The organism is Amycolatopsis sp. NPDC005232, from assembly GCF_040607795.1.
In the GTDB taxonomy this organism is placed as follows: domain Bacteria; phylum Actinomycetota; class Actinomycetes; order Mycobacteriales; family Pseudonocardiaceae; genus Amycolatopsis.
On sequence record NZ_JBEXHL010000007.1, the window covers coordinates 311,123 to 330,613 of the forward strand.

Sequence of the window (19,491 nt, forward strand, 5' to 3'; positions counted from 1 at the left end):
TCGCCCCGGTCACTTGATCTTAGTGGTGATCTGCGCCGGGATCTGGGCGTTGCCGGGCTTCGCGAGCACGCAGTAGAACTCTCGGCTGGGCTGGCTGTAGTCGTTGGGCGGCGCGAGCTCCCACTGGCGCTGGGTGGGCACGATCGCCTGGTAGGTCAGGCTCGCCCGCTGGTTTTCCGGCACCACCGACGAGTGGAACGACGCCGCGCAGCGCGCCTCGGCGAGCCGGGTCACGGACTCGAGACCGGGGTAGGCGGCGACCTGCGCGTCGTCGCTGCCGAAGTTCTCGGTCGGCAGGATGTCACCGACGTCGTAGACCTCGAGGGTGTGGCTTTTGTCGCACGTCGCGCTGTTGTCGTCGCCGATGACGACGCCCTGCTGCACTGCCGCGTTGAAGCAGCGGTAGGACAGGCCGATCTGCGTCTTGAGGAAGCCGTCGGGACCGTAGGTGACGGTGGGCTGCAGCTGCGGGTCGACCTTCGGCGTCCACACGGGTTTGCCGAGGAAGAAGCCGCCGACCAGCGCGGCGACGACGAGCACGGCGGCGCCGGCGAGCCACCAGCCGCGACGCGAACGCTTCGGCGGCGCGGCGACCCGCGTCGGGGCGGTGCCGAGTGCCGGGGCGGCGCTGCCCGACGGCGGCGTGGGCGGCTGGCCGGCCGCGGTGGCGAGCAGGTTCCGGGCCTGCGGGGCCGTGAGCCGCGCCTCCGGCTTGGTCACCAGCAGCCCGAGAATCGCCGCGGCGAGCGGGCCCTGGCCTCGGGTGAGGTACGGGACCTCGGTCATGATCGCGTGCAGCGTCGCGGCCGTGGTCGGCCGTTCGAACGCGACGATGCCCTCCACGGCGAAAAACAGCGTCGCGCCGAGTGACCACAGGTCCGACTCGGGCATGGCCTCGCGGCCCTCGACCCGTTCGGGCGCCATGAACGCCGGCGAGCCCACGATCACGCCGCTCGTGGTGAGACGCGGGTCGTCGATGGCGTGCGCGATGCCGAAGTCGGTGAGCTTCACGCGGCCGTCGGGCGCGACCATGATGTTGGCGGGCTTCACGTCGCGGTGCACGATCCCGGCGGCGTGCGCGGCCTGCAGCGCGGCGAGCACGCGGTCGCCGATCACCGCGACGTGCGCGGCCGGCATCGGGCCCTGGCGGCGCACGAGGTCGGCCAGCGTCGGGGCCTCGACGAGCTCCATCACGATGAACGTGGTGCCGTTGTCGGTGATGATGTCGTAGACCGTGACCACGGCCGGGTCGTTGAGCCGCCCGCCGGTGCGGACCTCACGCAGCACGCGTTCGGAGAACACGGCTTGGCCCTCCGTGTCCGGCAGCCGCAGTTCCTTGATGGCCACCTGGCGGCCGATCACCTGGTCCTGCGCGCGCCACACCACGCCCATGCCGCCGCGGCCGAGCTCACCCAGCAGCAGGTAGCGGCCGGCGACGAGCCGCGGCCCGGGCGCCGGGCGGGTCGGGTCGTACGGACGCGTCTGTTCGTCGGTCACGGGGCCGGGCTCCTCGTTCGGGGTCGCGCAGATGCTAGTCGGACCGCGCGAGGCCCAGGCCGGTTCCTTCGGGTTTCAGCCCCGGTTTCAGCCCGTGACGGTGAGGTAGATGAGCGCGATGTTGAGCGTGATGATCACGGCCGCGACGCACCACGCCAGCACCGTGGTGATCCGGCGGTTCACGTCGGTGCCCATGAGCTGCGCGTCCGATGTGAGACGGATCAGCGGCACGAGCGCGAACGGGATGCCGAACGACAGCACCACCTGCGACACCACCAGCGCCGCACTCGGGTCGGCGCCCAGCGCGAGCACCAGGATCGCCGGCGTGAGCGTGACGAGCCGGCGCACGAGGATCGGGAACTTCTTGCGCAGCAAGCCTTGCATGATCATCGCACCCGCGTAGGCGCCCACCGACGTGGACGCGAGGCCCGAGGCCAGCAATCCGATCGCGAACAGCAGCGCGACCGTCGGGCCGAGCGCGGTGGCGACGGCTCCGTGCGCGCCCTCGATCGAGTCGACGCCGGGCAGGCCTTGCAGGTTCGTGGCGGCGAGCAGCAGCATGCCTAAGTTGACCGCGCCGGCGAGGAGCATCGCTAAGCCGACGTCATAGCGGGTCGCGCGAAGCAGGCGTCGCCGCTTCTCGGGCGCCGGCGTGCCGTGGCGGTCGCGGACGAGCCCGGAGTGCAGGTAGACCGCGTGCGGCATCACAGTGGCGCCGAGCATCGCGGCGGCGATCAGCACGCTGTCGGCGCCGTCGAAGCGCGGCACGAGCCCGCTGGCGATCCCCGAAGCCGAGGGCGGCTCCACGAACAGGCTCGCCAGGAAGCCGATGGCGATCACGGCGAGCAGACCCGTCACCACGCGTTCGAACGGGCGCTGGCCGCCGCGGTCCTGCACCGCGAGCAACGTCAGCGACACGAAGCCGGTGATCAGGCCGCCGACCACGAGCGGCAGGTCGAACAGCAGGTTCAGCGCGATGGCGCCACCGACGACCTCGGCCAGGTCCGTCGCCACGGCGACCACCTCGGCCTGCGCCCAGTACGCCAGCCGCGCCGAGCGCGGCAGCCGCTCGCGCAGCGCCTCGGGCAGCGAACGGCCCGTGACCAGGCCGAGCTTCGCCGACAGGTACTGCACCAGCACGGCCATCAGGTTCGCCGCGACGATCACCCACACCAGCAGGTACCCGAACCGCGCGCCCGCGCTGATGTTGGACGCGACGTTGCCCGGATCCACGTATGCCACGGCGGCGACGAACGCCGGACCGAGCAGAGCCGAGCCCGCGCGCAGGCGGGCGAGCCGCCTGGGTCGGACCGCTTCCGCCACTGCCATCTCGTCGCCCTCCATCTATCGGGTGTCCCAACTCGAAGTTTAGGCATGCCGAACTTTCCAGGGCAAGGGTGTGCTCGGCCACCAGCCGGTTGGCCGTATCGGACAACGACGGCCCTCCGCCTTGCGGGCGGAGGGCCGTCGTCGTGAGTCTGCTCAGGCGGGCAGGCCGACCTCGTGGCCGGCGTCGCGGAACGCCTTCACCGCGCGGTCGAGCTCCGCGGCGCGCACGAGGATGTGGTCGGTGTCGAAAGTGGACAGTGAGAACAGCGCGACGCCGGCGGCGGCGAGTTCCGAGGCCAGCGCCGAGATCACGCCGGTGAGCGTGAACTCCAGCGGACCGCGCACGCTCATCAGGCGCCAGCCGTGCTCGACGACGCCGCCCGAGGGCTCGCGGCCCGTCGGGCAGATCACCGAAAGCTCCTCCGGCGTGCGGGTCACGGACACGAGCGCGGGCTCGGCCGGGTCGAGCAGGTCTGCGGGCACCGGTGCGTCGGCGGGCAGGCGCACCACCGAGTAGTCGCCCGGGCGGACGTCGATCGCGAGTCGTTTCATCAGCCTTCGAGCACCTTCGGGGACGAGGCGACCTCGGTGCCGTCGGGCAGGGTGGAGATGGTGAAGTCGGCGAACACGTTGCCCGCGGCCTTCTGCAGCTCCCGCAGGCACTCGATGGCCAGCGCGCGGATCTCGACGTCGGCGTGCTCGGTGGCGCGCATGGCGACGAAGTGGCGCCAGGCGCGGTAGTTGCCGGTGACGACGATGCGCGTCTCAGTGGCGTTCGGGAGCACGGAGCGAGCGGCCTGGCGGGCCTGCTTGCGGCGCAGCGTGGCGCTCGGCGCGTCGGCGAACTTCTCCTCGAGCCCGGCGAGCAGCTCGGTGTAGGCGTCGGCGCTCGCCTGCGCGGCCTTGAGGAACTTCTCGTGCAGCTCGGGGTCGTTCGCGATCACGTCGGGCTCGACGAAGGCCGCGTCACGCTCGGGAACGTAGCGCTGCGAGAGCTGCGAGTAGGAGAAGTGGCGGTGGCGGATGAGCTCGTGGGTGAGCGAGCGCGAGACGCCCGTGATGTAGAAGCTCACGGATCCGTGCTCCAGCACGGAAAGGTGGCCGACCTCGATGATGTGGTCGATGTACCCGGCGTTGGTGGCCGTCTTCGGGTTCGGCTTCTTCCACGACTGGTAGCAGGCGCGCCCGGCGAACTCGGCCAGGGCCTGTCCCCCGTCGGCGTCCGTCGTCCACGGCACGTCCTCCGGCGGGAAGAACTCCGTTTTCGCGACCAGTTGCACTCTGGGCGACACGGTCTCGACCACGTCAGCACTCCTTCTCCGGCTTGCGGCTCCCGGCCCGCACTCTAACCGCTTGCGTGTTCGACACCGGCGTGACACCACTTGATGTCACGACTTCCTTGACTGACGTCACTGGTGACGTCATAGTGGTGTCATGGACCTGACGCCGTACATCGCGAACCTTCGCGAAGACCTCGCGAACACGGCCTCCGCCGGGGACGAGCAGACCCGGCGAACGGCCGCTCTCCTTTCGTCCGCACTCGAACCCTCGGCCCGGCTCACGTTGATGAACGCGCTGGCCGACCTCGCCGCCGAGGTGACCGCCGCCCTGCCGGGCCAGGTCGTGGACGTCCGGCTCGACGGCCGCGACGTGCGCGTGGTCATGACCGGCGCACCCGAGCCCGGCGAACCGGCCCGGACGGACCAGGCGCGCACGCCGCCCCCGCCCATCGACGGCGGAGACATCTCGCGCATCACGCTGCGGCTCGTGGAACAGATCAAGAGCCAGGCCGAGCAGGCGGCGGCCGCGCAGGGGGTCTCGCTCAACACGTTCGTCGCCCAGGCCGTGCAGGGGGCGCTCGGCCAGGCGCAGCACCACCAGCAGCGGCACCACCAGGGCGGCCGCTCGGAGACCAAGCTGCACGGCTGGGTCCAGAGCTAGAAGGCGGAAGCGACGATGAGTGAAGAAAATTCCAATCGAGACGAAGCCGCCGAGGAAGCCGTCGCTGGTGCAGCGGAGGAGGCTGTCGCCGCGGCCGACTTTGGTTCGTCCACTTCGGACGATCCGCTGGCGCGTTCACAGGAGTTCGAGGCCGACGGCCCGCTGGAGCTCGACGTCGGCGTGACGATCGGCCGCGTGGAGCTGGTGCTGGACCGCGAGTCCGGCGCGCGGGTCGAGCTACGGCACGACGTCGGCGAGCAGCCACCGTGGGTCAGTGGTGTGAACAACCTGCTGTCGTGGGTCGGCGAGCGCTTCGGCGACCAGCTGGGCGTGACCGCGGACGCGTCGCCGGCCGACGCGGTGCGCCAGGCGCGCATCGAGAAGACCGGCAACCGGCTCGTGGTGCGGGCGGCGAAGGAGTGGCAGCTGCGGAACGTGCCGGTGGCCGTCACCGTGCACGCGCCGAAGGGCTCCCACGTGGAGGTCCGCGCCGGCGCCGCCGACGTCACGGTCACCGGCACCGCCGGGCGCGCCGACATCCTCACCGGCTCCGGCGAGGTCACCCTGGAACAAGCCGAGGGCGCCGCCACCGTGCGCACCGGCACGGGCCGCGTGAAGCTCGGCCCGACGCCCGCCGGCCTCCAGCTGCGCACCGGCAGCGGCTCGGTGGAGGCGGCGTCCGTCTCGGGCTCCGCGACGCTCGCCACGGGCACCGGCAGCGTCTGGCTCGGGTCCGTCGCGGGCGAAGTCATGGCCCGCACCGGCAGCGGCGACCTCTCCGTCGCCGAAGCGGCCTCCGGCTCGGTCGACCTGATCACCGGCTCCGGCGAAGTCCGCGTGGGCATCCGCCGCGGCGTCGCGGCCGAAGTCGAGCTCGCCTCGTCCGCGGGCCGCGTCCACAGCGAGCTGGACGTGTCCGACGTGCCGCCCGAAGCGGGCACCACCCTGCGCGTCCGCGCCCGCACCGGCACCGGCAACGCGGTGGTGACCCGCGCGGCCGGCTAAGGGGGAGGCGGCGGGCTGGACCGAGGCATCCGGTCCGGCCCGCCGCTTCGTATCCACCGCCTGTCCGGCGCGTAACGCTTGTGCGGCACGGAATTCAGGCTCGGCGCACGCGCTTTCGGCGCACCAGGAACTCCGCCGCCGAACATCGACTTTCCCGCCAGGTGCCCAGCTCTCCTGCGGCAGGAATCCGCTCCGGCCGGCAACTCCGCGCAAGATCCTTGCCCGGCAACGCATTCAGGCCAGCTCAGCGCACCGCCCGCACCGCCCGCGCCGACAGCACCGCCATGCCGCTGAAACTGGTTCTTCCGCCAAGATGCACAGCTCCGGTCCGGCGTGAGGCTTCGTGCGACACGCAGGCTCCGGCGCGAAGCACCTGCCCGGCAAGGCGTTCAAATCTGACTCCCCGCAACGCGCGTGACAACCGCACCGCCAAGTCGCCAGGTCGCCGGAACCGGCCGTGCCGCCACGTGAGCAGCGTCGGCACCAGATATCCGCTCCGGCCCACCGCTTCTCGCCCGCCCACCTGTTCCGGCGCGAAGTCCCTGCGCCGCAACGCGTTCAAGCGTCGCTCAACGCACCGCGCGCGACAACGGCCCTGCCAGGTCACCGCGCGGGCCCACCGCCACGCCGTCCAGCCCGAGCCACTGCGCCATGTGCGCCAGCTCCCCCGCCAGCTCGTCGGCGACCCGCGGCACGTCGGCGCCCTCCTCTGCGAAGGAGCCCTGCACGCGCAGCACGCCGGCGGCGCGGTCGGACTTGAGGTCCACGCGGGCGGCCAGCGAACCGTCGAGCAGGAACGGGAAGACGTAGTAGCCGTAGAGCCGCTTGGGTTCCGGCACGTAGATCTCGATGCGGTAGCGGAAGCCGAAGAGCCGCTCGGTGCGGGCGCGCTCCCAGATGAGCGGGTCGAACGGGCACAGCAGGGCCCGCCCGGTCACCGCGCGCGGGGTGCGGGCGGCCGTGTGCCGGTAGGCGATGCCGCGCCAGTCGCGGACCTGGACGGGTTCCAGGGTGCCCGCTTCGACCAGCTCGGCGACGGCCTGGCGCGCGACGTCCGGGCCGAGCCGGTAGTAGTCGCGCAGGTCGGTCTCCGTGGCCACGCCGAGAGCACGCGCGGAGCGGTCGATCAAGCCACGGGCACCCTCCTCGGCTGACACCTGCCGGGACAGGATCTCCGGCGGCACCACGCGTTCGGTCAGGTCGTAGAGCCGTTCGAACGACCGGCGCGTGCCCGTGGACAGGCGGCCGAGGCCGAACAGGTACTCGCACGCTTTCTTCACCACCGAGCGTTCCCACCACGCACCGGGCCCACGGCCGGCGACCTCCGCTTCGAGCGCCTTCTCGATCGCGCCCGCACCGATGGGGCCGTGTTCCTTGACGATGGCGAGCACGTTGTCGATCAGGCCCGGCACGGTTTCGACGACCCGGGTGTAGTTGCGCCACCAGCCGTCGCGTTTGGCGCCGGAGCGCAGGAGCGGCCAGTCTTCGACGGGCAGCAGGCTCGCTTCGTGGGCCCACGACTCGACTAGCATCCGCGGTTTGCGCGCGGTGCCGGTCCAGGCGGCGTCGTCGACGAGGGCCTGGTCGTAGGCGCCCAGGCGCGAGAACACGGGCATGTAGTGCGCGCGGACGGCGACGTTGACTGAGTCCAGCTGCAGCAGCTGGACACGCGAAAGCACCTTGGCCAGGTGCCGGCGGGTGGGCGGCGCGGCGGGGCGCGCGTCGGCGAACCCCTGGGCGGCCAGCGCCGTGCGGCGGGCCGCTTGAAGGCTGATCGTCTGCATGGTCTCGCCATCGTGCCAGCCGCCCCCGACAGTTTCCGCGACGGCGGGCGGTAGATTCCCCCGCGTGAGTGCCGCCGAAGTCCGTCCCGCGAGCCTGTCCGACGCCGCGGAGATCGCCCGCATCCAGCGCCTCACCTGGCGGGCGGCCTACACCGACCTGCTGGGCGCCGAGGCCATCGACGCGCTCGACGCCGCCGACCTCGAAGGCACGTGGGCCGAGACCATCGAGTTCCCCGGCACGCGGGTCTACCTCGCGGTGGAAGGCGAGTTCACCGTCGGCTACTGCGTGGCCGGCCCCGCGCCCGCCGACGAGATCGCCACCGCCGACGGCACCGCCCCGCCCGACGCCGCCACCACCGCGCTGATCGCGACGCTCGTCGTCGAGCCGCGCTGGGGTCGCCGTGGGCACGCCGGCCGGCTGCTCGGCACGGCCGCCGCCGACCTGCGCTCAGACGGGCTCGACCGCGGCGTCACGTGGGTCGCGCAGTCGGACCACCCGACGCTCGGGTTCTACCGGCGCGCGGGCTGGGCGCCCGACGGGACCGTCCGCACCCTCGACACGGGCCGCGGCACGCTGCGCGAAGTGCGCCTCACCGGCACGTTGGAGCTTGAGCTCACGCACTGACGGCGGGCTCTTCGCGCTTCGCGAAGACGACCCAGCGCAGCACCGAGTACATGAACACGCCCTCGCACGCCCCCGCGATCAGCCGCGACAGGTGGTACTCCATGCCCAGCGCGGCGAGCCCGGCGCCGACGCCCAACAGGAATGCCGCGTAGTTCACCCCGATCGCCACCACGTACAGCACCGCCTGCCGCCCGACGGGCGCGTGCGAGCGGAAGTTCAGTGCCCGGTTGAGCACGAAGCTGAGCGCGAACGCGAGCACGTAGGACGCGCTGATCGCCAGCCACACCGGCCAGCCGAGGCTGCTGTGGAACACCGTCAGCAGCCCGAGGTCGACGCCGAACGTGAACCCGTTGATGATCACGAACCCGAGGAAGCTCGGCGCGACGAGACGCGAAAGCCCGAAGGGCAGGACTCGGACGACGGCCGCGCAGAACCCGGCGAAGCGATCGGCGAAGGGCACGTCGGTCACGCCCGAATGGTGGCAGGTGGAGGTGTCCTGAACCGAACGTCCAGGTGATCTTCTGGGGTCAGCACCCGCCGGAATAGGGGGTTAGCCCCCGTGACCTTTTCGTGACGACTGCTAGCCTCGAATGACGAGGATCACTTCGGGCGGTTCACTTCAGGGGGGAGGCACGATGGGCTGGTTGCTCGTGACGCTCGGCGTCGCGTTCGGCTCGGCGATCGTGCCGGTCGTGAACGCGGAGCTGTTCGTGGTCGGCCTCTGCGCGAGCCAGCACGACGTGCATTGGCTGTGGCTCGGCGCGGCCGTCGCCGTCGGCCAGATCGCCGGCAAGCTGCTGTACTACCTTGCCGCGCGCGGCTCCATCCGCCTCCCGCCGTTTTTGCACGACCGCCTCCACAATCGCCTCCACCGCGAACGCCTGCCCAGCGCCCGCCACGACCGCTGGCACCGGCGCACCAAGGTGCTGCGCGCCAAGATCGAAGCCCTGCGCGAACGCTGCCAGCGCCACCCGCACTGGATGGCGGGCACCTACGGCGTCAGCTCGCTCATCGGCCTCCCGCCCTTCATGGCGACGAGCGTGCTCGCCGGCATGGTGCGGATGCGGCTGGTCACGTTCCTGGCCACGGGGCTCGCGGGCCGCTGGGTGCGCTTCAGCCTGCTGGCGGCGTCGCCGGCGCTGCTCGCGGGCTGGATGCACTGAGCCACTCGGCGGCCGGGTCATCGCTGCATCGTCGACCCGCACGGACGCCGCAGAACGGCAACCGCTAGTCCGCGGCGACCCCTGCTTTTCAGCGGTCGGCGGCTTCCAGCTCCACTGCCTTGCGCATCGTCGCCCGGGCGCGGCGGCGGTCGCCCGCGATGTCATAGGCGTAGGCGAGGCGGTACCACGCGCGCCAGTCCTCGGAGTTGGCCTGGACTTCCTCGCGGCGGGCGTCGAACCAGGAGTCGGCGGCGGTGCGGTCGACGCGGCCGGACGGGCGGCGCGGGAGGTCGGACACGTCGGGCAGCGCGCCCTCCGCGTCGAGACGACGGGAGAGGCGCTGGATCTGCAGGCCGGAACGCCAGGTGGCCACCACGATCCACACGCCTAGCAGCGGCAGCACGAACACGCCCACGCCGAGCGCGATGCCCGCGGGCGAACCGGTGGCGAACAGCGCCACGGCCCGGTCCGCCAGCAGGACCAGGTACACGACCAGCGCGGCGGTCAGCAGCAGCGCGACGTTGCGGGCCCTCACAGGTCGAGCACGTTCTCCAGGCCGACCGTGAGGCCGGGGCGCGACACCACCGAACGCACACCCAGCAGCACCCCGGGCATGAACGACGTGCGGTCCAGCGAGTCGTGCCGGATGGTCAGGGTCTCCCCCTCGCCGCCGAACAGGATCTCCTCGTGCGCCACCAATCCCGGCAGGCGCACGGAGTGCACCGGAACCTCCGAAACCCGCGCCCCTCGGGCACCGTCCAGTTCGGACGTCGTGGCGTCCGGACCCGGTTCCAGGCCGGCGGCCCGGCGTGCCTCGCCGATCATGCGCGCGGTGTGCGAAGCGGTGCCCGACGGTGCGTCGGCCTTGCGGTTGTGGTGCAGCTCGATGATCTCGGCCGACGCGTAGAACCGCGCCGCCTGAGCCGCGAAACGCATCGCCAGCACCGCGCCCAGCGCGAAGTTCGGCGCGACCAGTACGCCCAGCGAAGGCTTCCCGGCCAGCAGCGAACGCACCTCCGCCAGCCGCTCCTCGCTGAACCCGGTCGTGCCGACCACGGCGTGCAGGTCGTGCTCGATCAAGTACCGCAGGTTGTCCATCACGGTGTCGGGGTGGGTGAAGTCCACCACCACCTGGGCCTCGCCCAGCGGCGCGAAGTCGTCTCCCGCGTCGAGCGCGGCCACCAGCTTCAGGTCGGCGGCGCCTTCGACGGCGTTCACCACCGTCGCACCCATGCGGCCGCGCGCGCCCAGCACGCCGACGCGGATCGGGGAGTCGGTCATGACGCGATCACCTCGTGCAGATCGTCCGGCAGGTCGTCGGCGTGAGCGTACGGCCCCACGACCGCCGCCGACGACACCCCACCGGGGCGGCGCAGCAGAGTGCGAGCCAGCGCACACACCTCTTCGGTCGTCACCGCGTCCACCCGGGCCACGGTGTCGTCGACACCCAGGTAACGGCCGTAGTTCAGCTCGTTCTTGCCGATGCGCGACATGCGCGACGACGTGTCCTCCAGGCCCAGCACCAATCCGCCGCGCAGCTGCCCCTTGGCTCGCGCCACCTCGGCTTCGGTCAGCCCGTCGGCGGCGACGCCGTCGAGCACCTCGCGGATCACGCCCGCGACCTGCCCGAGCCGCTCCGGCTGGCAGCCCGCGTACACGGCCATGTGCCCGGTGTCGGCATAGCTCGCCACCGACGAGTACACCTGGTAGGCGAGCCCGCGCCGCTCCCGGATCTCCTGGAACAGCCGCGAGCTCATGCCGCCGCCCAGCGCCGCGTTGAGCACCGACAGCGCGAAGCGTCGCTCGTCGTGGCGCGGCAGCGAGCGCATCCCGAGCATCACATGGGCCTGCTCGGTGTCGTCGGTGTGCAGCGCCAGCTTCGGCACGGTCTGGATGCGCGCGCGGCCCGCCCGCGGCGGCACCGGGACGCCCGCGCCGTTGAGCCGATCACCCAAAGCCTTGCGCACCAGGCGAAGCACCTGGTTGTGCTCGATGTTCCCGGCGACCGCGAGCACCATCCGCGGCATCGTGTAGCGGCGCTTGTAGAAGCCGCGCAACGCCATGGGCGACATCTCCGTGATGGACTTCTCGGTGCCCAGCACCGGCCGGCCGAGCGGGTGCTCGCCGAGGATCGCGCCCACGAACGTCTCGTGCAGCAGGTCCTCGGGGTCGTCGTCGCGCATCGCGATCTCTTCGAGCACCACGCTGCGCTCGGTGTCCATGTCGCGGTCGGTGCACAGCGCCTCGAACACCACGTCGGTCACGAGGTCCATGGCCAGCGGCAGGTCGGCGTCGAGCACCTGCGCGTAGTAGCAGGTGTGTTCCTTGGCCGTGAACGCGTTGAACTCACCGCCGACGGCGTCGATCTCCTCGGCGATCTGCGTGGCGTCCCGGTTGGCCGTTCCCTTGAACAGCAGGTGTTCCAGATAGTGCGCGGCCCCCGCGACGGCGAGCGGTTCGTCGCGCGAACCGACGCCGACCCACAACCCCACCGTGGCCGAGCGCGACGCCGGGACGTACTCGGTGATCACCCGCAGGCCGCCGGCGAGCACGCTCCGCCTGACGATCGCACCGTCCGGAGTGGACTCGAGCGTGCGGGTACTGCCGACGGGCTGCTCGTGCCCGGAAACCTGCCGTGCCATGGGTTCCTTACTCACGATGCCGCGAAGGCCTCCTCGCCGCAATCAGCGAGGAGGCCTTCAACGACAGTTGCTTGTTCAGAAGACGAAGCTATCTCAGGCTTCGGCCTTCTCGGCGTCGGCCTTGTCGCCGCCCTCGGCCGGCTTGGCGTCGGCGTCGTCTTCCTTGACCACGATCAGGCTGATCTTGCCGCGGTTGTCGATGTCGGCGATCTCGACGCGGAGCTTGTCGCCCACGTTGACCACGTCCTCGACCTTGGCGATCCGCTTGCCGTTGCCCAGCTTCGAGATGTGGACGAGCCCGTCCTTGCCCGGCAGCAGCGAGACGAACGCGCCGAATGCGGCCGTCTTCACCACGGTGCCCAGGAAGCGCTCGCCGACCTTCGGCAGCTGCGGGTTGGCGATGGCGTTGATCATGTCGATCGCCGACTCGGCCGACGGGCCATCGGCCGCGCCCACGTAGATCGTGCCGTCGTCCTCGATGGAGATGTCGGCACCGGTCTGCTCGGTGATCGAGTTGATCATCTTGCCCTTCGGGCCGATGACCTCGCCGATCTTGTCCACCGGGATCTTCACGGAGGTGACGCGCGGAGCGAACGGGCTCATCTCGTCCGGGCCGTCGATCGCCTCGGCGATGACCTCCAGGATGGTGAGACGGGCGTCCTTCGCCTGCTTCAGCGCGGCCGCGAGGACCTCCGACGGGATGCCGTCGAGCTTCGTGTCGAGCTGCAGCGCGGTGATGATGTCCTTGGTGCCGGCGACCTTGAAGTCCATGTCGCCCATGGCGTCCTCGGCACCGAGGATGTCGGTCAGCGCGACGTAGCGCGTCTCGCCGTCGACCTCGTCCGAGATCAGGCCCATCGCGATGCCCGCGACCGGCGCCTTCAGCGGCACGCCGGCGTTGTACAGACCCATGGTGGACGCGCAGACCGAGCCCATCGAGGTCGAGCCGTTGGAGCCCAGGGCCTCGGAGACCTGGCGGATCGCGTAGGGGAACTCGTCCCGCTTCGGCAGCACCGGCACGAGGGCGCGCTCGGCGAGCATGCCGTGGCCGATCTCGCGCCGCTTCGGCGAACCGACGCGGCCGGTCTCACCGGTGGAGAACGGCGGGAAGTTGTAGTGGTGCATGTAGCGCTTGTGCGTCTCCGGGGACAGCGAGTCGATCTGCTGCTCCAGGCGAAGCATGTTCAGCGTGGTGACGCCCAGGATCTGCGTTTCTCCACGCTCAAAAAGCGCCGAACCGTGCGCCCGAGGAATGACGGCGACCTCGGCCGCGAGCGACCGGATGTCGGTGAGGCCACGGCCGTCCATGCGGATCTTGTCCGTGAGGACGCGCTTGCGCATGACCTTCTTGGACAGTGCCTTGAACGCGGCGCCGATCTCCTTCTCGCGGCCCTCGAAGGCTTCGCCCTCGCCGATGCCGACCTTCTCCAGCACCGCGGCCTTGACCTGGTCGGTCGCGGCGTCGCGGTCCTGCTTGCCGGCGATCTGGAGCGCGTTCGCGAGGTCGTCGGTCGCGATCGCGGCGACGGCGTCGAAGGCGTCCTGCTCGTAGGCCAGGAAGACCGGGAACTCGCCGGTCGGCTTGGCGGCGACGTCGGCCAGCTTCTGCTGGGCCTCGCACAGCACCTTGATGAACGGCTTCGCGGCCTCGAGGCCCTCGGCGACCGAGACCTCGTCCGGCGCCTTGCCGCCGTCGGCGATCAGGTCGAGCGTGTTCTCGGTGCCCTCGGCCTCGACCATCATGATCGCGACGTCGTCACCGACGATGCGACCGGCGACGACCATGTTGAAGGTCGCCTTCGCGAGCTGCGACCAGGTCGGGAACGCGACCCACTGGTCCTCGATCAGGGCGACGCGGACGCCGCCGACCGGGCCCGAGAACGGCAGGCCGGCGATCTGGGTCGACGCCGAGGCGGCGTTGATGGCCAGCACGTCGTACGGGTCGTCCGGGTTGAGGCTCTGGACGGTGATGACGACCTGGATCTCGTTGCGGAGACCGTCGGTGAACGACGGGCGCAGCGGCCGGTCGATCAGGCGGCAGGTCAGGATCGCGTCGGTCGAGGGACGGCCCTCGCGGCGGAAGAACGCGCCGGGGATGCGGCCGGCCGCGTACATGCGCTCCTCGACGTCCACCGTCAGGGGGAAGAAGTCGAAGTGGTCCTTCGGGTGCTTCGACGCCGTGGTGGCCGAGAGCAGCATGGTCTCTTCGTCGAGGTACGCGACGACGGAGCCGGCGGCCTGCTTGGCCAGGCGGCCCGTCTCGAAACGCACGGTGCGGGTGCCGAACCGGCCGTTGTCGATCACGGCTTCGGTCTCGTGCACGGTGACTCCGGTGGAGTCGGTCATAGGGTGTATCTCCTCTTTTGTGCTACGTCCGGCGCGAGTCTCCCACCCTGGGACCCGGTTCGCCCGCGGACGCTCGAGGAATGAGGCCGGTCTTCGATCGAAGTCCCCGGGTCTTCTCACCCGGAAACCACTACCGAGGACCGGCGGACGGATCCTCCAGCGCGCTCGCGCCGCTTCTTTTCTTCTGTTCTGGCACCGAGGGGGAGCGACCGGACCGGTCACTCCCCCTCGGGTCACGCTATCGGCGCAGGCCGAGCCGCTGGATCAGCGACCGGTAGCGCTCGATGTCCACCTTCATCACGTAGTTCAGCAGCCGGCGGCGACGGCCGACCAGCAGCAGGAGCCCGCGACGCGAGTGGTGGTCGTGCTTGTGAGCCTTGAGGTGCTCGGTGAGGCCGACGATGCGCTTGGTCAGCAGCGCGACCTGGGCCTCGGGGGATCCGGTGTCCGAGTCGTGCACGCCGTACTCGGTCAGGATCGACTTCTTCTCATCGGTGGACAGCGCCACTGGTGTTGCTCCTCGTGAAATCGGTGCCGTGGGGCCCGTACCGCGCTGCGCGGCCGGGTAGTCGGTCTCGGCCGCCACGGACTGCAGCCGGACCCGATTGTCAAGGTTACCAGCCGTGTGATCAGTGCCTTCAGTCGCGGTTCACGTTCCGGCGGCGCCCAGCGGGAACGTCCGCAGCTCCCGGTAGCGCGGGCCGACCGTGCCGGCACTGGCCATGAGCACCACCTCGCCGGCGGTCCACTTACGACTGGAGAACCCGGCGAGCCGCCGCGTCCATGGTTCGGCCGCGCCCCGGCGTTCACGCGGGTACCGCGCCAGCGTGAGGTGCGCCTGGTAGGGACGCTCCTCCTGGTCCGCGCCGGCCGCTTCCGCGAGCCGCGCCAGCCCATCCCCCGCGACGCCCAACCACAGCACGCCGGGAAATGTTCCCGGGCCGGTCAGCCGGACGTCGACGGCCGGGCGGCCGGCCAGTGCGGGGACGAGTTCGGCCGTCCGTTCGTCCGGGTCGGCTTCGCCGTAGTACGCGAGCGTGACGTGCCAGTCCTCCGGCGCCGACCAGCGCAGGCCGGGGCCGGGTTCGCCGAGGGACTCGCCCAGAGACAGCGCCACGGCGGCCACGACGTCGGCCGGCGGGCGCAGCGCGGTGAACAGTCGCACGGGGCTAGTGGCTGGCCCCGGCGCGGCGCAGGAGCTCGGCGAGGATCGGGAAGTCGTCGTCGAGGCGCTTCGCGGCCTCGACGAGGTCCTCCTCCTCGGCGACCTCGCGCAGCGCGGCGAGCACGAGCCGCTCGTCGGAACCCACCGGGATGTTGTCGCGCCCGACTGTGGGCCGCGAGTCGCGCACGTCCTCCAGCGCCGCCTGCATCGCGTCGCGGTTGCCCGCCGCGACCTCGGGCACGAGGATCTTGCGCTCCAGCATGATCATGCGGGCCAGCACCACGGGGTTGCCGATCTTGGCGCGCCGGCCGCTCATCACCTGGCTGAGCATGGGGGCGCTGATGCCGAGGACCTCCGCGAGGAACGCCTGCGAGATGTCGAAAGCGACGACCAGTCTGCGCACCCGATCACCCAGTGGTTCGCCGTACCACTCCCGCTGCAGCGCGACGTTCCGCTGGACGATCTTGTGGTCCTCCACCAGTTCCGCTCCCCTTGGTCCCCTCGTCCGGCCGGACCGGCATGTCCGGACCGTTTCACCCGCCCGTGAGCATCTTGCCACCGGACCCGTACCCGGGCGGCCGGAACCGCCCATTCCGCCCCCTGCCGGACCCCGTCCGGGGGAACGCCCTCAGTCTTCGGCGCCCAGCGCCTCGCGGGTGCGCGCCACGTCGTCGTCGATCCGCACCACGAGCTCCTCGGACCGGCTGAACCGCTCCTGGTCGCGCAGCCGCGTGACGAAGTCCAGGGCCACGTGCTGGCCGTAGAAGTCCTCGTCGACGTCGAGCACGAACGCCTCGACCGTGCGCTCGCGGCCCGAGAACGTCGGATTCGTGCCCACCGACACCGCGGCGCGCAGCCGCCGGCCCGGGTCCGACGGGCGAGTGAACCACGCCGTGTAGACGCCGTCGGCGGGCACCGCGGCGAACCGCGGCGTCGACAGGTTCGCGGTCGGGTAGCCGAGGTCGTGGCCTCGGCCGTCGCCGCGCACGACGATGCCCTCGAGCCGGTGCGGGCGCCCGAGCGCGTCGGCCGCGGCGACCACGTCGCCGGCGTCGATGCACGAGCGCACGTAGGTGGAGGAGAAGGTGATGTCGTTGGCGATGCGGTCGTCGGCGAGCGAACGGCCCTGCAGCTCCGCGCCGTAGGCCACGAAGCCGAAGCGGCTGCCGAGCTTGCGCAGCAGCGTCACGTCGCCCGCGGCCTTGGCGCCGAAGGTGAAGTTGTCACCCACCAGCACGGCGGCGGCGTGCAGCCGGTCCACCAGCACCTCGTGCACGAACTCGTGCGGCGACAGGCGCGAGAGCTCGAGAGTGAAGGGCAGCACGGCGAACACGTCGACGCCCAGTTCCTCCACGAGCTCGGCCTTGCGCCGCAAGGTGGTCAGCTGCGCCGGGTGGCTGCCCGGGCGCAGGACCTCCGACGGGTGCGGGTCGAACGTGAGCACCACGCTCGGCACGCCGCGTTCGGCCGCCGCCCGCACCGTGCGCGAGATGAGCACCTGGTGCCCGCGGTGCACGCCGTCGAACACGCCGATGGTGACCACGCACCGTCCCCAGCCGCTCGGGAGGTCCCCGAGGCCACGCCACCGCTGCACTGTCGTCAACTCTCCCCGCGCCGGTCTCTCGCCCAACCGCGACCCACCCTATGCGGGCAGCAGGACCACCACCGACCGGGCCACACCCTCCGTGTCGGCGGCCAGGGCGAGCACGCGGCCGTCGGGTGCGAAGAGGCCGTAGGTCCCGTCGATGCCGGCCGCCGGGATGGCCCGGCCGTGGCGCACGGCCTGCGCTTCGGTTGCGTCGACGTCGCGGCGCGGGAAGGCCGCGGCGACGGCGGCGTCGAGGTCCAGCGACAGCTCGGGCGTCTCCTCGAGCTGGTCGAGCGTGCGCGCGCGGGCGAGGGTGAAGGGCCCGACCGTGGTGCGCCGCAACGCGAGCAGGTGCCCGCCGACGCCGAGCCCGGCGCCAAGATCGCGGGCCAGCGCGCGCACGTAGGTGCCCGACGAGCACTCGACCACGGCGTCGAGCTCGATCCGGTCGTCCTCGCGGCGCGTGGCCAGCACGTCGAAGCGGTAGACGGTGACGGGCCGCGGCGGGAGCACCACGTCCTCCCCCGCGCGCACCCGCGCGTAGGCCCGCTTGCCGTCGATCTTCACGGCGCTGACGGCGCTGGGCACCTGCTGGATGTCGCCGGTGAGCTCGGCGACGCCGGCCGCGAGCTGCTCGTCGGTGATCTTCGCGAGCACCGCCGGGTCGCCCTCGGTGAGCACCTCGCCCTCGGCGTCGTCGGTGGTGGTGGAGCTGCCCAGCGACAGCGTCGCGAGGTAGGTCTTGCGATCGAGCGCCAGGTGGCCCAGCAGCTTGGTGGCGCGCTCGATGCCGAGCACGAGCACGCCGGTGGCCATCGGGTCGAGCGTGCCGGCGTGGCCGACCTTGCGGGTGCCCATGATCCGGCGCGCCCTGGCGACGACATCGTGTGAGGTCATTCCGGCCGGTTTGTCGACGATGAGCAGACCGGGCGGCGGAGCGGGGCGGCGCGGTTCTTTCGGGCGAGACACGGGCCGAACCCTATCGAGACCGCCGGTTCGGACCGGCGAGCACCTCTCAGGCGGCGACGGCCGCGGGTTCGGCCGGCACCTCGCCGTCCCAGCGCCGGCGCGTGAGCCGCACCGGCACGTCCTCGCCGCGGGCTTCGGCGGCGAACACGTGGGCCCTGGCGCGGCGCCACCACACGAGCATCCGCCACGTGCCCAGCGCGAGCACGACCACGATGCTCAGCAGGGACAGGCGGAAGTTCCCGCCCGTCCACTGCAGCAGAATGCCGACCACGAGCGAGGTGACCGTGGTCGCGACGAACCCGGCGACGTTCACCAGGCCGGTCGCCGTGCCGACGCGCTCGATCGGGTTGTAGTCCCGCGCCAGCGCGAAGCCGATCATCGACACCGGGCCGCCGAGCGACAGCAGCGCGAACGCGGGCCCGAGCACGCCGAGCGGGAGGTGCCCGTTCCAGCCGAGCAGCACGGCCCACGTGACGGCGGCGGTGCCGAGGTACCCGCCGACGATCGGCATCCGCAGCTCCGGGTGACGGCTGATGACCGTGCCCAGCACCGGGCCGCCGGCCAGCGAGCCGAACACGAACACGGTCAGCATCGCGCTCGCCGTGGCGGCCGGGATTCCTTGGCCCTCCACGAGAAACGGGACGCCCCACAGCAGCGTGAGCACGTTGGGCGCGAACATCGTGCTGAAGTGCGTCCAGAACCCGAGCCGGGTGCCGGGCACGCGCCACGCGGCGCGGATCTGGCGCGCGAGCAGCGCCGGGTGCACCGGCTTGCGTTCGGGCTCGGGGACGCCGAGCGGGGTGTCCCGCACGCGCAACACCACCGGCACCGCGACCAGGAGCGTGAGCGCGCCGACCGAGACGAACGTGACCGTCCACCCGGGACCGGCGAGCAGCAGCGTGAGCGGCACCGTGGCGGCGAGGTTGCCGATGTAGCCGACGGCGGAGGTGAAGGACGTGATCAACGCGTACTGCCGCGCCGGGAAGTGGGCGGCGATCAGGCGCAGCACGCTGACGAACGTCAGCGCGTCGCCCAGGCCGAGCACGCCGCGGGCGAGCAGGCCGACGCCGTAGCTTTCGGCGAGGCCGAGCAGCAGCTGCCCGGTGCCCAGGATGAGCACGGCGGCGGTGAGCACACGGCGCGGGCCGTAGCGGTCGACGAGCACACCGGTGGGGATCTGCATGGCGGCGTAGACCCCGACCTGCAGCACGGTGAACGTGCCGAGCGCCGCGGCGCCGACGCCGAACCGGTCCGCCGCTTCCAGGCCTGCGACCCCGAACGAGGTGCGGTGGAACACGGCGAGCAGGTACACGAAGACGGCGGTGAGCCAGATGAGCCAGGACCGGACGGTGGCGCGGCCGGGCGACAAAGTTTCCTCCTGCGGGTAGCGGTCGTCGGGGAAGGACGACGACACTGCCGCCTCGATTGTTGTATCGC

General features: G+C 71.5%; 20 protein-coding genes. 4 read left to right on the top strand and 16 right to left on the bottom strand.

Annotated elements, in window-relative coordinates; genetic code table 11:
- Window positions 1-9: 9 nt before the first annotated feature.
- The 4 genes from ABZU76_RS16635 to thyX all read right to left on the bottom strand — a co-directional run bounded on the left by ABZU76_RS16635 (window position 10) and on the right by thyX (window position 4,130).
- Complete coding sequence (locus ABZU76_RS16635) at window positions 10-1,497, bottom strand: serine/threonine-protein kinase (protein ID WP_354869946.1); 1,488 nt, start codon at window positions 1,495-1,497, stop codon at window positions 10-12.
- 87 nt (window positions 1,498-1,584) lie between these two features.
- Window positions 1,585-2,826 (bottom strand): Nramp family divalent metal transporter, encoded by a 1,242-nt coding sequence (locus tag ABZU76_RS16640; protein ID WP_354869948.1) that lies wholly within the window; start codon window positions 2,824-2,826, stop codon window positions 1,585-1,587.
- Window positions 2,827-2,979: 153 nt separating this feature from the next.
- A complete protein-coding gene (locus ABZU76_RS16645) occupies window positions 2,980-3,378 on the bottom strand; it encodes an ACT domain-containing protein (protein ID WP_220242284.1) in 399 nt (132 codons plus the stop codon).
- On the bottom strand, window positions 3,378-4,130 hold the full coding sequence (thyX, locus tag ABZU76_RS16650; protein WP_354869951.1) for an FAD-dependent thymidylate synthase: 753 nt from the start codon (window positions 4,128-4,130) through the stop codon (window positions 3,378-3,380). Before thyX ends, ABZU76_RS16645 begins: the two co-directional genes overlap by 1 nt.
- 130 nt (window positions 4,131-4,260) lie before the next feature.
- On the opposite strand from thyX, the gene ABZU76_RS16655 reads away from it, so the two are divergent.
- Window positions 4,261-4,767 (top strand): toxin-antitoxin system HicB family antitoxin, encoded by a 507-nt coding sequence (locus ABZU76_RS16655; RefSeq protein ID WP_354869953.1) that lies wholly within the window; start codon window positions 4,261-4,263, stop codon window positions 4,765-4,767.
- A gap of 15 nt (window positions 4,768-4,782) precedes the next feature.
- Window positions 4,783-5,772: a DUF4097 family beta strand repeat-containing protein gene (locus tag ABZU76_RS16660; protein WP_354869956.1), complete on the top strand. Its 990-nt coding sequence runs from the start codon at window positions 4,783-4,785 to the stop codon at window positions 5,770-5,772.
- 569 nt (window positions 5,773-6,341) lie between these two features.
- Here the strand turns inward: ABZU76_RS16660 and ABZU76_RS16665 are convergent.
- Window positions 6,342-7,556, bottom strand: coding sequence for a crosslink repair DNA glycosylase YcaQ family protein (locus tag ABZU76_RS16665; RefSeq protein ID WP_354869959.1), 1,215 nt, complete (start codon window positions 7,554-7,556; stop codon window positions 6,342-6,344).
- A 64-nt stretch (window positions 7,557-7,620) separates the two neighbouring features.
- Between ABZU76_RS16665 and ABZU76_RS16670 the strand changes: the two genes are divergently transcribed.
- Entirely contained in the window at window positions 7,621-8,181 is a 561-nt protein-coding gene (locus ABZU76_RS16670; protein WP_354869962.1) for a GNAT family N-acetyltransferase, read from the top strand.
- Here ABZU76_RS16670 and ABZU76_RS16675 read toward each other — a convergent pair.
- A complete protein-coding gene (locus ABZU76_RS16675; protein WP_354869965.1) occupies window positions 8,171-8,650 on the bottom strand; it encodes a GtrA family protein in 480 nt (159 codons plus the stop codon). The two genes, ABZU76_RS16670 and ABZU76_RS16675, sit on opposite strands and share 11 nt — an antisense overlap.
- 166 nt (window positions 8,651-8,816) lie before the next feature.
- On the opposite strand from ABZU76_RS16675, the gene ABZU76_RS16680 reads away from it, so the two are divergent.
- Window positions 8,817-9,344, top strand: coding sequence for a hypothetical protein (locus ABZU76_RS16680; protein ID WP_354869967.1), 528 nt, complete (start codon window positions 8,817-8,819; stop codon window positions 9,342-9,344).
- Window positions 9,345-9,432: 88 nt separating this feature from the next.
- Here the strand turns inward: ABZU76_RS16680 and ABZU76_RS16685 are convergent, their stop codons facing one another.
- The 10 genes from ABZU76_RS16685 to ABZU76_RS16730 all read right to left on the bottom strand — a co-directional run bounded on the left by ABZU76_RS16685 (window position 9,433) and on the right by ABZU76_RS16730 (window position 19,423).
- Complete coding sequence (locus ABZU76_RS16685) at window positions 9,433-9,879, bottom strand: tetratricopeptide repeat protein (RefSeq protein WP_354869969.1); 447 nt, start codon at window positions 9,877-9,879, stop codon at window positions 9,433-9,435.
- Window positions 9,876-10,625, bottom strand: coding sequence for a 4-hydroxy-tetrahydrodipicolinate reductase (dapB, locus tag ABZU76_RS16690; RefSeq protein ID WP_354869972.1), 750 nt, complete (start codon window positions 10,623-10,625; stop codon window positions 9,876-9,878). Before dapB ends, ABZU76_RS16685 begins: the two co-directional genes overlap by 4 nt.
- A complete protein-coding gene (locus tag ABZU76_RS16695) occupies window positions 10,622-11,986 on the bottom strand; it encodes a pitrilysin family protein (RefSeq protein ID WP_354870076.1) in 1,365 nt (454 codons plus the stop codon). The genes dapB and ABZU76_RS16695 overlap by 4 nt, the downstream gene beginning before the upstream one ends.
- Before the next feature lie 93 nt (window positions 11,987-12,079).
- Window positions 12,080-14,332, bottom strand: coding sequence for a polyribonucleotide nucleotidyltransferase (locus ABZU76_RS16700; RefSeq protein ID WP_354869975.1), 2,253 nt, complete (start codon window positions 14,330-14,332; stop codon window positions 12,080-12,082).
- A 238-nt stretch (window positions 14,333-14,570) separates the two neighbouring features.
- Window positions 14,571-14,840, bottom strand: a complete 270-nt coding sequence (gene rpsO, locus ABZU76_RS16705) for a 30S ribosomal protein S15 (protein ID WP_220242296.1) — start codon at window positions 14,838-14,840, stop codon at window positions 14,571-14,573.
- Between the two features lie 141 nt (window positions 14,841-14,981).
- Complete coding sequence (thpR, locus tag ABZU76_RS16710) at window positions 14,982-15,497, bottom strand: RNA 2',3'-cyclic phosphodiesterase (protein WP_354869978.1); 516 nt, start codon at window positions 15,495-15,497, stop codon at window positions 14,982-14,984.
- Window positions 15,498-15,501: 4 nt separating this feature from the next.
- Entirely contained in the window at window positions 15,502-15,975 is a 474-nt protein-coding gene (locus tag ABZU76_RS16715) for a helix-turn-helix transcriptional regulator (RefSeq protein WP_354869981.1), read from the bottom strand.
- A 150-nt stretch (window positions 15,976-16,125) separates the two neighbouring features.
- On the bottom strand, window positions 16,126-17,091 hold the full coding sequence (locus ABZU76_RS16720) for a bifunctional riboflavin kinase/FAD synthetase (RefSeq protein ID WP_354870079.1): 966 nt from the start codon (window positions 17,089-17,091) through the stop codon (window positions 16,126-16,128).
- Between the two features lie 48 nt (window positions 17,092-17,139).
- Window positions 17,140-18,054, bottom strand: a complete 915-nt coding sequence (truB, locus tag ABZU76_RS16725; RefSeq protein ID WP_220242299.1) for a tRNA pseudouridine(55) synthase TruB — start codon at window positions 18,052-18,054, stop codon at window positions 17,140-17,142.
- A 46-nt stretch (window positions 18,055-18,100) separates the two neighbouring features.
- A complete protein-coding gene (locus ABZU76_RS16730; RefSeq protein WP_354870082.1) occupies window positions 18,101-19,423 on the bottom strand; it encodes an MFS transporter in 1,323 nt (440 codons plus the stop codon).
- Between the last annotated feature and the right edge of the window lie 68 nt (window positions 19,424-19,491).

What these genes read in the sequence shown, in the direction of transcription:
- ABZU76_RS16640 (WP_354869948.1), bottom strand. Translation starts at nt 2,826, where the DNA reads ATGGCAGTGGCGGAAGCGGTCCGACCCAGGCGGCTCGCCCGCCTGCGC.
- ABZU76_RS16645 (WP_220242284.1), bottom strand. Translation starts at nt 3,378, where the DNA reads ATGAAACGACTCGCGATCGACGTCCGCCCGGGCGACTACTCGGTGGTG.
- ABZU76_RS16655 (WP_354869953.1), top strand. Translation starts at nt 4,261, where the DNA reads ATGGACCTGACGCCGTACATCGCGAACCTTCGCGAAGACCTCGCGAAC.
- ABZU76_RS16660 (WP_354869956.1), top strand. Translation starts at nt 4,783, where the DNA reads ATGAGTGAAGAAAATTCCAATCGAGACGAAGCCGCCGAGGAAGCCGTC.
- ABZU76_RS16665 (WP_354869959.1), bottom strand. Translation starts at nt 7,556, where the DNA reads ATGCAGACGATCAGCCTTCAAGCGGCCCGCCGCACGGCGCTGGCCGCC.
- ABZU76_RS16680 (WP_354869967.1), top strand. Translation starts at nt 8,817, where the DNA reads ATGGGCTGGTTGCTCGTGACGCTCGGCGTCGCGTTCGGCTCGGCGATC.
- dapB (WP_354869972.1), bottom strand. Translation starts at nt 10,625, where the DNA reads ATGACCGACTCCCCGATCCGCGTCGGCGTGCTGGGCGCGCGCGGCCGC.
- ABZU76_RS16695 (WP_354870076.1), bottom strand. Translation starts at nt 11,986, where the DNA reads ATGGCACGGCAGGTTTCCGGGCACGAGCAGCCCGTCGGCAGTACCCGC.
- ABZU76_RS16700 (WP_354869975.1), bottom strand. Translation starts at nt 14,332, where the DNA reads ATGACCGACTCCACCGGAGTCACCGTGCACGAGACCGAAGCCGTGATC.